This is a genomic window from Microlunatus soli, assembly GCF_900105385.1.
GTDB classification, from domain to species: Bacteria; Actinomycetota; Actinomycetes; order Propionibacteriales; family Propionibacteriaceae; genus Microlunatus; species Microlunatus soli.
The window spans coordinates 3,297,881-3,310,509 of record NZ_LT629772.1 but is presented as its reverse complement, the minus strand read 5'-3'; the positions used below and the strand labels follow the sequence as shown (position 1 = coordinate 3,310,509).

General features: G+C 69.0%; 11 protein-coding genes. 3 read left to right on the top strand and 8 right to left on the bottom strand.

Going from position 1 to position 12,629, the window contains the following annotated elements; translation table 11 throughout:
- Positions 1-5: 5 nt before the first annotated feature.
- The 4 genes from BLU38_RS15180 to lysS all read right to left on the bottom strand — a co-directional run bounded on the left by BLU38_RS15180 (position 6) and on the right by lysS (position 6,046).
- Complete coding sequence (locus BLU38_RS15180) at positions 6-3,404, bottom strand: phosphodiester glycosidase family protein (RefSeq protein ID WP_091526094.1); 3,399 nt, start codon at positions 3,402-3,404, stop codon at positions 6-8.
- Between the two features lie 80 nt (positions 3,405-3,484).
- A complete protein-coding gene (locus tag BLU38_RS15175) occupies positions 3,485-4,009 on the bottom strand; it encodes an NUDIX hydrolase (protein WP_231920360.1) in 525 nt (174 codons plus the stop codon).
- Positions 4,010-4,078: 69 nt separating this feature from the next.
- Complete coding sequence (locus tag BLU38_RS15170) at positions 4,079-4,510, bottom strand: ankyrin repeat domain-containing protein (protein WP_091526092.1); 432 nt, start codon at positions 4,508-4,510, stop codon at positions 4,079-4,081.
- A 15-nt stretch (positions 4,511-4,525) separates the two neighbouring features.
- A complete protein-coding gene (lysS, locus tag BLU38_RS15165) occupies positions 4,526-6,046 on the bottom strand; it encodes a lysine--tRNA ligase (protein ID WP_197680131.1) in 1,521 nt (506 codons plus the stop codon).
- A gap of 114 nt (positions 6,047-6,160) precedes the next feature.
- Between lysS and BLU38_RS15160 the strand changes: the two genes are divergently transcribed.
- A complete protein-coding gene (locus BLU38_RS15160; protein WP_091526090.1) occupies positions 6,161-6,376 on the top strand; it encodes a DUF5302 domain-containing protein in 216 nt (71 codons plus the stop codon).
- 23 nt (positions 6,377-6,399) lie between these two features.
- On the opposite strand, the gene BLU38_RS15155 is transcribed toward BLU38_RS15160, so the two are convergent.
- Entirely contained in the window at positions 6,400-6,882 is a 483-nt protein-coding gene (locus BLU38_RS15155) for a MarR family winged helix-turn-helix transcriptional regulator (RefSeq protein ID WP_091526087.1), read from the bottom strand.
- Between the two features lie 80 nt (positions 6,883-6,962).
- On the opposite strand from BLU38_RS15155, the gene BLU38_RS15150 reads away from it, so the two are divergent.
- On the top strand, positions 6,963-8,198 hold the full coding sequence (locus tag BLU38_RS15150) for an FAD-dependent oxidoreductase (RefSeq protein ID WP_091526084.1): 1,236 nt from the start codon (positions 6,963-6,965) through the stop codon (positions 8,196-8,198).
- Between the two features lie 11 nt (positions 8,199-8,209).
- Positions 8,210-9,073, top strand: coding sequence for a nucleotidyltransferase domain-containing protein (locus BLU38_RS15145; protein ID WP_091526081.1), 864 nt, complete (start codon positions 8,210-8,212; stop codon positions 9,071-9,073).
- Positions 9,074-9,086: 13 nt separating this feature from the next.
- On the opposite strand, the gene BLU38_RS15140 is transcribed toward BLU38_RS15145, so the two are convergent.
- The 3 genes from BLU38_RS15140 to BLU38_RS32055 are packed head-to-tail and all read right to left on the bottom strand — an operon-like array spanning position 9,087 to position 11,738.
- Positions 9,087-9,761 (bottom strand): HAD-IA family hydrolase, encoded by a 675-nt coding sequence (locus BLU38_RS15140; protein ID WP_091526079.1) that lies wholly within the window; start codon positions 9,759-9,761, stop codon positions 9,087-9,089.
- Positions 9,751-10,197, bottom strand: a complete 447-nt coding sequence (locus BLU38_RS32060; RefSeq protein WP_269458182.1) for a DUF5941 domain-containing protein — start codon at positions 10,195-10,197, stop codon at positions 9,751-9,753. The genes BLU38_RS15140 and BLU38_RS32060 overlap by 11 nt, the downstream gene beginning before the upstream one ends.
- Positions 10,128-11,738 carry a CDP-alcohol phosphatidyltransferase family protein gene (locus tag BLU38_RS32055; RefSeq protein WP_091526076.1) on the bottom strand — a complete coding sequence of 537 codons (1,611 nt, stop codon included), beginning with the start codon at positions 11,736-11,738 and terminating at the stop codon, positions 10,128-10,130. Before BLU38_RS32055 ends, BLU38_RS32060 begins: the two co-directional genes overlap by 70 nt.
- Positions 11,739-12,629: the final 891 nt, after the last annotated feature.

Below are 12,629 nucleotides of genomic sequence, written 5' to 3'. Positions count from 1 at the left end.
CCGTCTCAGGCGACGGTGATCGTGGCGCTGCGGCGGACGCCGTTGACGAGGACCGAGAGGGTCGCTGTGCCGCGCCGCAGGGCGGTGACCTTTCCGCTGTCGGGGTCGAAGGCGATCACCGCCGGTCCGTGCTGATCACCGATCCGCACCTGCCGGCCGGACCACTGGGCGCTGACCGGCCAGCCGACCGGCACCGTACGGTCGGTGTCCTGGGTGATCTCGGCGGTCACCGTCCCGGTCTGTCCGCGCCGCAGGGTTGCCGGTGCCGTCAGGGTCAGCTCGTCGACCCGAGCCTTGGTCTCGATCCGTAGCCAGTCCAATCGGGCACCCGGCCGCGGCGCCCGACCGATCCGGCCCTCGGCCGGGTCGAGCCCGAGCATCGTCCAGCCGGTGAAGCCGCCCTGCGCCGCCGAGCCGCTCGGGCTCTTGCCGGAGTTGCCGTTGGTGGTCCGGGTGACGCCGCCGGCGGCGTCGGTGGAGAAGATGCCGACGTGGCCGTTGACCTGGGCGATCGCCTTGCCGCTCTCGGCGGTGAAGGCCGCCAACTGCCGCGCCAACGCCGCTGCTTCGTAGCGGTCGCCGAGCCGAGAGGCCTTGTCCGGCAGCGGATCGTCGACCGGGTGGTGGTTGAAGACCAGCACCCCGGTGATCGACGGATCGTCGGCGGCCTGCTCCAGTTGGTCACGCAGCATCTGCAACTGTTCGGTGGACCCGCCGGGATGCAGGTTGCCCGAGGAGGAGTCCAGCGTGATGATCTTGGTGCCGGCGAGATCGCGATGCGTGGCCGCCGGGCCGAAGACGTCGGTGAAGTTGTCGATGCTGCCGCCCATGATCTCGTGGTTGCCCGGGACATAGACGTACGGGATGGTGTCGCCGACCTCCTCGGTGAGGATCTTCTTGGCCAGTTGAAGATCGGCGGGCGACCCTTCGTCGACGAAGTCACCGTCGATCACCAGCAGATCCGGCTTCGCGGCGACGATCTCGCGCAGGGTCCGGCGACCGGCCGCGACGATCGGCGAATCGGGATCGCGGGCGACGAACTGGGTGTCGCTCATCACCGCGATCCGTTGCCGACTGTGTTCGGTGGTGCCGTTGGTGATCACGCTGCCATCCTGCGGCCAGGTCTGCTCCGGCTGCTCGGCGTCCAGCGGCACCTGCGCGGTCAGATCGGCAATTGCGACCTTGTCGGTGTAGGAGGCATCGGACCGAGTCTCCATGAATCTGATCTTGGTCAACGAGATCGGGTACGGGGTGCCGGCCGGCACCGGGAACCGAACCTGCTGCCAGCCGTTCCAGGTCATGATCGGGTTGCTGGCGCCCTGCTCGGGATCCAGGTTGGTGACGGTTCCGTCGCCCTTGTTGATCATCAGCCGCGGCCACTCGCCCTTGCCGGTGCTCTTGATCCACAAGGCCAACGCCTGCGGCTGTCCGGGCACCGCGATCGGCTCCGCCGGCACCGCGTAGCCGCCGCGGGTGGCGGTGGTGGTGCTGAAGTCGAAGTCCAGCCCGAGCCCCGGCTTGCCATCCGGACCGTCGGTCGCAGCGACCGACCCGGTGGCCCGGTCGGCGGCGAAGGTCCAGGAGCCGGCGTTGGCGAAGTCGGCCAGCTGCGACTCGTGGTAACCGACAGTGACCGGGACGGTGATCTTGCGTCCGGCCGCGGCGAAGGTGATCGTGGTGGACACCAGGTCGCTGCCCGTCGGTGTCACCAGGAACCCGGACAGGCCGTCCTGGTCGACCGTGATCCCGTCGCCGGCGTCGACGGTGACATCGGAGTTCTCCACCGGCACCCGGTAGCCGTCGCCGTCGACCGCGGTCAGCGTGAGCGAGCCGGTGGCATCAGCGGACGGGATCGAGAGCACCTGACTGGATGACTCCAGCCGTTCGGGGCGGCCGTGCACGGTGAGCGGGACCCGGACCCGGTCGCCGTCGGCGGTGTAGCTGACAGCGGTAGTGCCGGTGGACCGGCCACGGACCACCAGATCGTCGGTGGTCCGATGATGATCAAGGTCGACGGTGCGCAGTTCGGGGCCGGTGACGCCGAACCGGCCGCCCCCGGCGCGGGCGGCCAGATCGCCGTCCACCCGGGAACCGGTGACGGTGCGGGACAGGCCGATCAGCAGCTGGTCCGCGCCGTCGGCGGGCAGCCCGGCGGCCGGTTGCAGGGCCGGCCGCGCGGTCACACCGCCACAGGCTCCGGAGGATGCCGTGGAGCGGAACACCAGGGCGTTGGAGACCTTGCGTTGACCGCCGTCGGACGGCCGGTCGATCAGGGTCGGTTCGGTACCGCCCGCGGGCCGGGCGACGAGGGTGGTGGACCCGCCGCCGTCCAGGTTGAGCGCGTTCCAGGCGCCGAGATCGGCCATCAGCGCGGCAAGTTCCTGGATCGTCATCCCGTGGCTATCGCCCTGCCGGCCGTCGATGCTGACCACCCAGAGCCGGCTGCCGTCCTTGCTGACGCCGACCGCGGTGCGACCGGCGGTCACCTGGTCCTCGTCGGTCGGCTTGCCGTCGGTCAGTAGCCGTTGGCTGCCGCCGACCGCCAGATCGACATCGGCACTGGCCTTGACCGTCAGGTCGACCCGTCGTCCGACGGTCAGGTCGGCGAGCCTCGCTGCTCCGGCGCCGCGGCCGACCAGCACCGAGGTGCCCTGCGGGACCGGTTCGGCGGTACCGATGGTGCTGCGGTCGTCGGAGACGGCGGTGACGGCGCCGTCCTTGATCCGTACCACCCGGACCGGCTCGTCGGCGGGGAACAGCCGAGAGATCGGGTAGCTGCCCCAGACCGAGGTGAACAGGCCGACCGAGTCCGCCGCGAAGGTCGGCGAGTTGACCGATCCGACGTCGGTGCTGCTGTCGCCGACCCGGAACGAGGCACCCGACATCAACTGGCGGATCGCCGCCTTGCCTCCCGCGAGGGTGAGCGATTCGCGCGCTGTCGAACCGGCGGTCCGCAGCCCGGCGCTGGAGATGTCGGTGCCGATCGGCGCGTCGGAGGCGTTCATGTCGTAGTAGTCACCGTTCACCGCGGCCACCACCCTGCTGTCGGCTGTGGCGAAGTCGCCGACCGTCGCATTGGACCCCGAGACGGTGCCGCCGTCGGCCACGTCGAGGGACAGCGAGGGCGTCGACAGGTCCGCCGTCATCACGTGGCCGGTCACCCAGCCACCCGGCTGCAGCCGTTGGAACGAGGTCAGGTCGAGTCCGGGCGCGATCGAGGTCTGCCGCTGCTGGCGATAGACCGAGTCGGCGCGGTCCAGACCGGGCAGCTCCCGGGCGTCGGCAGTCGCCGGGTCGGCCCGGGCTGCCGGCGCCTGCAGCCAACCGGTCCCGAGAACGGTCAGCGCAAGCAGGGCGATGGTGAGCCGGCGAGCCGCCGGCCGTCGAGACGATGGCTGAGTCACCTGCTCACTGTGGCGTGCAGGTCAACAATTGACAAGACCGGATGGCGACCGGTGAGGAAAATCCGTGTGAACGGAGCCGATCACCAACCGTGGCTCATGATCCGCGGCACGTCGCCGCTGCCGTGGAACTCGGCCCGTAGCGCCATCAGCACCGCCAGTTCGTGCGGCACCACCGGTTCGGGCAACTCGTCCAGGGCGAACCAGTCCAGTCCGGCGGACTTCTCCGGCTCCATGGTCCGCGGCTTGCCCTTCCAGCGTTCGGTGCTGAAGAAGAAGTCGACGCGCTCGTCGATACCGTTGTTGCGCCGGTCGGCATCCCGGTTGGTCCGGTGCATCGCGGTGACCGGCTGCAGATTGGATTCCTCCACCTCGACGCCGAGTTCCTCGAATGCCTCTCGGCAGGCCGCCCGGAAGACCGACTCGCCTTGCTCGACGTGGCCGGCAGCGCCCATCGCCCAATGATCATCGCGGTAGCCGGTGTTACTGCGCAGTTGCAGCAGCACCTGATCGTCGCGCCTCAGGATCACGTACGCCGCCGGCACCACCCGGAAACGATCATGCTCCAATTGATCTTGATGTGCTGAACTCAGCTCACCGTTTCGCACCGTTGCGGGTCACGTTCCTTTTCCTGTTGGGATAGTACTTCTGAGCAGTCGGTGGCACCGACGCGATGATCAGTGCGGCTTGGCCGTCCGCAGCGTCTGCAACAGATCGGGCCGATCGAAGAAGGTGGCGGTGTCCCAGGCCGACGGGGTCCCCGCGCGAGGGTCGGCACCGGCGGCGATCAGGACCTCGACGACATCGCCATAGCCCTTGAACACCGCGCCGGCCAACGGCGTCTGGCCACGATCGTTGAGCGCATCGACGGTCGCGCCCCGCTCGATCAGGGTGGACACGGCCGCGGCGTGACCGTGGTACGCCGCCAACATCAGCAGCGTGTTGCCGTGGGCATCGGTCAGGTTGACCGGCATCCCGGCTTCGATGTAGGCGGCCAGCCGTTCGGCCTCGCCGGCCCGGGCCCGGTCGAAGAGCCAGTGCGCCAGCTCAACCGGGTCCGAACCGTCCGGCACCGGTCCGCCCGCTCCCGCTGTGTGCTCGCCGTCCATCGGTCAGCTACCCCGTCAGCCTTCCGGCTTCAGCAGTGGGAACAAGATAGTTTCCCGCAGCCCGACGCCGTAGAACAGGGCCAGCAGCCGATCGATGCCCAGACCGACGCCGCCCATCGGCGGGGCGCCGAACTCCAAGGCAGACAGGAAATCCTCGTCCAGTTGCATCGCTTCCGGATCGCCGTTGGCCGCCTCCAGTGACTGCTGGACGAGCCGTTCCCGTTGGATCACGGGGTCGATCAGTTCGCTGAATCCGGTGCCGCGTTCGACACCGCCGATGATCAGATCCCAGGCCTCGATCAGATCCGGATCACTGCGATGCGGGCGAGCCAGCGGCTGCGCGATCGGCGGATAGTCGCAGACGAAGGTGGGCTGCTGCAGATCGGGCTCGACCAGGTCGCCGAAGAGCTCCATCACCAACTTCTGCTCGCCCCAGGCCGGGTCGACCTCGACCTGGTTGGCCTCGGCGTACTTGATCAAGGTCTGCAGGTCGGTCCGGGGCGTGATCTCCTCGCCCAGCTTGGCCGACAGTCCGGGATAGACCGACAGCCAGGTCCACTCGCCGTCCAGGTCGATCACACCGTCGGCGGTCTCGATCTGTCGCTTGCCGACCGCATCAGCCGCATCGATGATGATCTTGCGGGTCAGCTCCGCCACCGAGGTCTGGTCGCCCCAGGCCTGGTAGAACTCCAGCATCGTGAACTCGGGCGCGTGGGTGTGATCGCTGCCCTCGTTGCGGTAGATCTTGCCCATCTCGTAGACCTGCTCGACGCCGCCGACGACGGCCCGCTTGAGGAACAGTTCGAGCGCGATCCGCAGCGTCATGTCGATGTCGAAGGCGTTCATGTGGGTCCCGAACGGCCGGGCGTGCGCGCCGCCGTGCACCAGTTGCAGCGCCGGCGTCTCGATCTCGACGAAACCGCTGCCGTGCAGGCTCTCTCGGACGCTCCGGGTCACCGCGGCTCGGTTGCGGACCATGTCCCGGGCCGCCTCCCGCACGGTCAGGTCGGCGTAACGCTGCCGGACCCGGGTCTCGTCGGACAGCTCCTTGTGCAGGTTCGGCATCGGCCGCAGCGCCTTGGAGGCCAGTCGCCAGTCGGCGGCCATCACCGAGAGCTCACCCCGACGGGACGAGATCACCCGACCCTCGACGAAGACGTAGTCGCCGAGGTCGACATCGGCCTTCCAGGCGGCGAGTGCGTCCTCGCCGACCTCGGCCAGCGACAGCATCACCTGCAGCCGGGTCACCGACGTGTCCTGGGTCAGACCCTCTTGCAGGGTGGCGAAGCACAGCTTGCCGGTGTTACGGATGAAGACCACCCGGCCGGTGACGCCGACCCGGTCCTGGGTCTCCTCGCCGGTCGTCAGATGGCCCCACTGCTGCCGGACCTGCTGCAGCGAGTGGGTCCGGGGCACCGACACCGGATAGGGCTGGGTGCCGCTCGCCAGCAAACGGGCGCGCTTTTCCTGCCGGATCCTGGTCTGCTCCGACACCTCGGCCTGATCCGCTTCGCTACCGAACTCCTCCTCGCTCACAGCGGGCAAGCCTATGCGATCGCACCGACGGGCACGCACTCCGATATCCGCGTCGGCATCCCGACCCGGGCATATCGCTGGCGTGCTGCCCCGCCGGTGGTCAACAATGGCCCCATGACTTCCGACACCGACAACGCCGCCGGCAACGGGCCAGAGAACGATGGCCGGAACGAATCAGCTCAGGAAGCCACCAAGCGTCGGTTCCGGGAGGCCCTGGAGGCCAAACAGGGCCGCCAGGGCGAGGACCATGTGGATTCCGACCCGCATCCGACCGAACACGGACACGGCCCGGTCAGCGAGAAGAGGGTGTTCCGCCGCAAGACCGGCTGACCCGTCCGGGACCCGGCACAGGTTCAGTCCGACCGGTCGGCGTCCGGTCGCACCCCGTCGACCTGCCCCAGCACGGTCTCGGTGATGTCGGCGAGCGCAGCCACCTGATCGGCGCTGAGCAGATCGAGCAGATGGCGGCGCACCGACCGAACATGCAGCGGAGCGGCCTGCCGGATCGCAGCCCAACCGGCTTCGGTGAGCTCGATCACGGTGGCCCGGCTGTTGGTCGGGAGCTGTCGGCGTAGCACCAGCCCGCGGGCGACCATCCGGTCCAGATGATGACCGAGTCGGCTCTTCGACCAGAGCATCACCTCGGCCAGTTCGACCAGTCGCAGCTGCCGGTCGGCGTCCTCGGAGACGCTGACCAGCACCATGTAGTCGGCCATCGACAGACCGGAGTCGCGGCTCAGGTCCCGGGAGATCCGCAGATCGACCAGCGGGTGCATCAGCATGTAGCCGCGCCACGCGCGCTCTTCGGCGGGGGTGAGCCACGGAGAGTCCGGCATCCCGCCACGCTAAACCGGGTTGACGTGTCAACTCAAGCGGGATCATTCTTGAGTTGACACGTCAACTGGAGTTGGTTCCCATGGTCCACACCGCCCTTCGTCCCCCGGGTGGGCACCCCTCGACCCCCCGACCGACTGCAACGGTCGTCGGCGGCGGGATCGCCGGACTGGCCGCCGCAGCGTCCCTGGCCCGAGCCGGCTGGACCGTGCGGGTGCTGGAGCGGGCCGCGGCGTTCTCCGAGGTCGGCGCGGGGCTCGGCGTGACCAACAGCGGGATGAACGCGCTGGCAGCGCTCGGGCTCGGCGAGCAAGCACGAGCGGCCGGCCATCGCGTCCGGCACGCCGGCTACCAGGATCCCGGTGGACGGTGGCTGGCGCGGTTTCCCGACCGCGCCGAGTTGGCGTCGTTGACGTCCTTCTGGGGAATGCATCGCCGGCGGCTGCACCGTGTCCTGCTCGACGGCACCGATGACCCGCGGATCGATCGCCTCACCGGGGCCGACGTGATCTCGGTCGCGCCGGGCCGACCCGGCAGCGAACCAGCGGTGGTGACGTGGCGCCGCCGATCCCGTACCGAGGCCGCGACGTGCGATCTGGTGGTGGCCGCCGACGGCATCTGGAGCACGATCCGCAGCCAGCTCTTCCCGACCGGTCGGCCGCAGTATGCCGGCGCCAGCAGCTGGCGGGCCGTGATCGAGGACGCCGATACCGACGACCGCTACATCGAGGTGTGGGGGCCGAGGACGTCGTTCGGAGCGCTGCGGATCAGCGACAACGAGACCTATTGGTACGGCGACGTCGTGCAGCCCGAGGGGACGACCGTCGACGACGAGGCCGAAGCCGCCCGTCGCCACTTCGCGACCTGGTCGCCGCGGATCCGTGCGCTGACGACGGCAACCAGCTCCGACCAGCTGATCCGCAACGACATCTACCACCTGCCCGGCGGGCTGCCCTGCTACATCTCGGGCCGCGTCGTCCTGATCGGTGACGCCGCGCACGCGATGGTGCCGAACAGTGGCTACGGTGCGGCCACCGCCCTCGAGGACGGCGTCCAGGTCGGACGGCTGATCGCTGCGCCGGTGGCAGCGGGACAGGACCTCGGCGACGCCATGACCGCGTTCGACCGCACTCGACGGCCACGGTGCCGACGGCTCGCCCGGCAAGGACTGCTGCTCGCCCGGATCGGCGATGCCGTACCCGGCGGCTGGCGGCAGATCGTTCGCAACACGCTGCTGCGAAGGGTCCCGGTCGCCCCGATGATCCGGGTCGGCGCGCGATTCATGAAGACCGAACAACCCGATGTCGACCATCGTTGACAGGAGTCACCATGCCATGGCCCGACCATCTCGCCCAGGCTCTCGCACCGATCGAGGCCGCCGTCCGCGCAGATCGCCGCTTCGTCGGGTTGGCCGCCGGCGGGTCGGTGCTGTCCGGCACCGCCGACGACAACTCCGATCTCGACCTCGTCGTGGTCAGCGAGGACGACGCGTACGACGATGTACTGCGCGACCGGCTGCGGCTCGCCGGCCAGTGGGGAGATCTGCTCGCCGCCTTCACCGGCGAACATGTCGGCGAACCACGGCTGATCATCGCCCTCTATGCCCCACTGGTCCATGTCGACCTGAAGTTCGTCCGGCTCGATGATCTTGAACCGCGGATCGAGGATCCGATGATCATCTGGGACCGTGACGGTCGGCTGGCCACCGGGCTGGCCCGGACGACGGCGACTCCGCTGACCGTGTCTCCGCAGTGGATCGAGGATCGGTTCTGGGTGTGGATCCACTACGCCACGACGAAACTGGACCGAGGCGAACTGTTCGAGGTGCTCGAATTCCTGGCCTTCATCAGGGCCCAGGTGCTGGTGCCGTTGGAGTGTGCGCGGCGTGGCATCGAGCCACGCGGAGTGCGCCGGGTCGAATTCTTCGCACCCGAACTCGCCGAGGAGCTCACCGGCACGCTGGCAACCCACGATCGCGCATCCTGCGGCGCGGCGATCGGCCGTTGTGTGGAGATCTACCGACGGCTACGCGACCAGCTGCCGCCGGTCCGGCAGCGGGATCGTGCGGCGGCCGCGGCCCGTGAACAGCTGCGGGTCGTCGTCGACGCGATGTCGGACGGCGGCGATCGGACCGGCGGGGTCGGTCCGCACCGGTCCGGTCTGAAGAACGCCTACCTGCCGAGGATCATCTGAGGCCGGCGGCCGATCACCGACGGCCGACGCTGATCGTCAGGTCATCGTTGATCAACCAGTCGACGGCGCTCAGGTCCGGTACGACGAGATCGGCCAGCAGTTCGTCCCTGGGTGACGTGGTGACCACCGCAAGCGTCGCGGCACCGGCGGCGTGGGCCGACTGCAAACCCTTCGGGGCGTCCTCGACGACCAGGCAGCTGGTCGGGTCGAAGCCGAGCAGTTCGGCCGCCTTCAGGTACGGGTCCGGTGCCGGCTTACCGCGTTCGACGTCGTCGACGGTCACCAGGACCTTCGGCGCGACCAGCCCGGAAGCCGCCAGCCGAGCAGCGGCCAACGGGGCCGTGCAGGAGGTCGCGATCGCGATCCGGTCCGGCGGCAACTCGGCCAGCGCACCAGTGGCACCGGGCAACGGCACGATGCCTTCGGTGTCGGTGAGTTCCAGCCGGTTGATCAGCTCGAGGCCGGCAGCCTGCCGGTCGGCCGGGAGCACGGCGGCCACCACCCCGGCCGACGGGACACCATGGAAGCCGTTCAGGGCCTCGGCCGGCACGTCCTGCTGTAGGGCCCACGTCGTCCAGGCGCGCAGCACCGCCGGCGTGGAGTCGATCAACGTGCCGTCCATGTCGAAGATGACGGCCTGGAACCGGCGTTCGGCCAGCCCGGCACCACGATCGGAATCAATGGCCATGGTTCTCCTGTCCTGCGGTCGGGGTAGGCCGCCAGCGTCGCACGGTGCCGATCACGGCCTCGGCCAGGGTCTCACCGGCCAGCAGCACCAGCCCCCAGCCGAGCACCGCATCGGGGCGGCCGATCAGACTCGCAACCGCGATCAGCAGTGCCAGCACGACGATCCGGCCGTCGAAGCCGAGCAGTGCGGTGGGCCCCGCCAGGCCGCGCAATCGGATCGAGTAGATCAGCTCGTAACGGCGGTAGGCGATGACGGCCAGGGTGACGAAGAGCAGCACCCCCGGCACCGACCAGGACAGCAGCGAGCCGATCACCGCCGATTCCGCCGCCCAGACCAACGGCAGCGTCAGCCAGGCCAGCCGATGGGTCAGTGGGGACGGAGCGCTCCCCCGGCGAGGACGACGGCGATCAGACCGGCAGCAACACTCAGCGGCCACAGCCGGGCACAGATGCCGAGGATGATCAGCAACCAGCAGCCGATCAGCAACACCGACCCGAGCAGGAACGGGATTCGTAGCCGACCGGACGCCCGAGCCAACCTGCCGAGATCGAGTTGTTGATCAAGCGTGTCGACCGGCGGTGGCGGCGCCGCCCGGAAGGCGCGCAGCAGCCTGCCGCCGAAGGTCCACAGCAATGCGAACGCCGACACCGCGATCGCCGCCACCAACACCCAGATCGGTCGTCCGGTGAGCAGCGCCAAACTCAAGATCAAATAGCGTTCGGCGATCGGGACGTGGGCGATCTTCTTGCCCCAGAAGGCGATCCGCTGCCGGGTCGACGGAACCGGCGGCAAGATCCCTGAGCTTGTCGGAGGCCCTGGATCCGCCGAGCTCCCTGAGCCTGTCGACGGGCCGTTCGCTGCCGTTGCCGCCGCTCGGACCGCCGCCGTCCGATCGCCGTAGGAGTAGTCCTCCAGGTGGCGCCCGGTGACGATCACCATCGCGATCATCGCCAGCAGCCAGCCCGACTCGTGGCCCTCTCGTACGGCGACCGCGCCGACGGCGGCGAAGACCAGGTACTCCTTGATCCGGTCGCCGATCCCGTCCAGCCAGCCGCCGAAGGCGGAGAAGCGCCGGGTGAAGCGGGCGATCTCGCCGTCCATGCAGTCGATCACGAGGGCGACTTGCAGCAACACCGCGGCGACGATCCACAGCGGCCGATTCCCGGTCAGGACCAACAATCCGGAGCCGATACCGACGAGCAGGCTGATCGCGGTGACCAGATTGGGGGTCAGGCCGACCGAGAGCGCCAGCCGGGTGCCGACCCGGGACAGCGGCCGGACCACGGCTGCCGAGTAGGCACCGTCGCCGAGCCGGGACGACGTCCGGAGCCGTTGTTTCCAGGGCGAGCCACCCAACCCGGTCTGTCCCACAGGGCCGCGGGACCAGGTGTAATAGCCCAGCGACTTCCCCATCACCGGCAGCCCGCCATCGACGAGGACCTGCAGCGCGAGATCGAAGAGCCGGCCGGGGTCCTCGCCGGGTTCTTTCGAGATCGACCCTGCCGCCTGTTGCCACAGTGTGGCCGCCCGGGCGCGGTCGTCGGCGTTGACTCTCAGGATGCCGACCACGATCCGGTTCGGCGCGGCACCACCAGACAGCAGACCATCGGCATCGACGCCGGCCGTCGTCGCTCGATCGAGGCCGTGTTCGGGTTGCCGCGGGGCTTCGACGTTGCGGGGGTCGGCCAGCAGCGCAGCGGTCGGGTCGGTCGGCACGTCGAGCAGATCCAAGGTGCCCGGCAGTTCCAACTGCAGTCCGCTGTCGACGACGACCAGCGGCCCGCCTGGCTCCGCGGCAGCCGCCGCCAAGCCGGCCAGGTTGTCCGCCGCCGTCACGGCCGTGGGCCGACAGACCTGCTGGAGGATCTCCGGCCAGCGCCCGCCGACTTCGGTGTTGCCGAGAACGACGCACCCGGCGCCCGCGCTGAAGCCACGGATACCCCGTGCGGCGGCATTCCCGATCAGCGAGTCGGACACCCGCAGATGCTATCCGCTACCGTCGTGCAAACCCTGCCTGGGCGCATTTCACCAAATCGCCGCGCAGCACCCCGTAGATCACGACGTCGACCCACCGTCCATAACGGAGCACGCTCTGCCGCAGGACGCCCTCGCGGACGAAGCCGACGTCTTCCAGGAGTCGGGCATCCGTGGGTTTGCGGGTACACCTCGGCGGTGATGCGTTCAAGATCGAGAGAACGCATATTCGACGCCCAGCGCGGCTGCTCAATGGCGTACCCGCGGCCCACATCTGCTTGTCGCCGATGACGATCGTCTTGCGGCGCCGGAACGTTCAGCTGGAGCCTCCCGCATTGAGCAGCCGCGCGTTCAGCTCAGACAGGGACCGGCCCGCGCCATCGATCGCGTAGCCGCTGGGGCGTTCTCGCTGGAACGTCCCAGCTTGAGGGGACCCGACCGGTGCAGGATCGTTGGCTCGGACAGTCTGGATCGGCAGCAACACGACCCCTGGGACGTTCCACCCGAACGTCTCTATTCACCCGCTCAGATCGGGTCGCGTCAGACTACTCGAGCTTTGAGTTGTCGATCCTCGGTCCTGAGAGTTCGATTCTCGAGTAGCTCGGCTGTGTCGGCGGCAACTGGAGCCCGAACAGACCCAGCCGCGCAAGTTGCCCGAGAAGGTCGCTGTGGTAGGGCCCGTTCGGCAGCAACTTCCTCGGTCAGGTTCCCCGGGGACGCAGGTAGCCCATAGCCGGTTCCGGTATCGGTCGGTCGCTCCGGGAGCGATGGCGCGGGCCGGTCCCGGTCCCAGCTGACCGCGCGGGTGCTCAATCCGGGAACGTTCCCGTTGGAACGTTCCCGGCCCGCAAGCCGATCCCTGACCGGCAGTGGGCAGGTCAGCACCCGCAGATG

What these genes read in the sequence shown, in the direction of transcription:
- BLU38_RS15170 (WP_091526092.1), bottom strand. Translation starts at nt 4,510, where the DNA reads ATGGACGGCGAGCACACAGCGGGAGCGGGCGGACCGGTGCCGGACGGT.
- BLU38_RS15160 (WP_091526090.1), top strand. Translation starts at nt 6,161, where the DNA reads ATGACTTCCGACACCGACAACGCCGCCGGCAACGGGCCAGAGAACGAT.
- BLU38_RS15155 (WP_091526087.1), bottom strand. Translation starts at nt 6,882, where the DNA reads ATGCCGGACTCTCCGTGGCTCACCCCCGCCGAAGAGCGCGCGTGGCGC.
- BLU38_RS15150 (WP_091526084.1), top strand. Translation starts at nt 6,963, where the DNA reads ATGGTCCACACCGCCCTTCGTCCCCCGGGTGGGCACCCCTCGACCCCC.
- BLU38_RS15145 (WP_091526081.1), top strand. Translation starts at nt 8,210, where the DNA reads ATGCCATGGCCCGACCATCTCGCCCAGGCTCTCGCACCGATCGAGGCC.
- BLU38_RS15140 (WP_091526079.1), bottom strand. Translation starts at nt 9,761, where the DNA reads ATGGCCATTGATTCCGATCGTGGTGCCGGGCTGGCCGAACGCCGGTTC.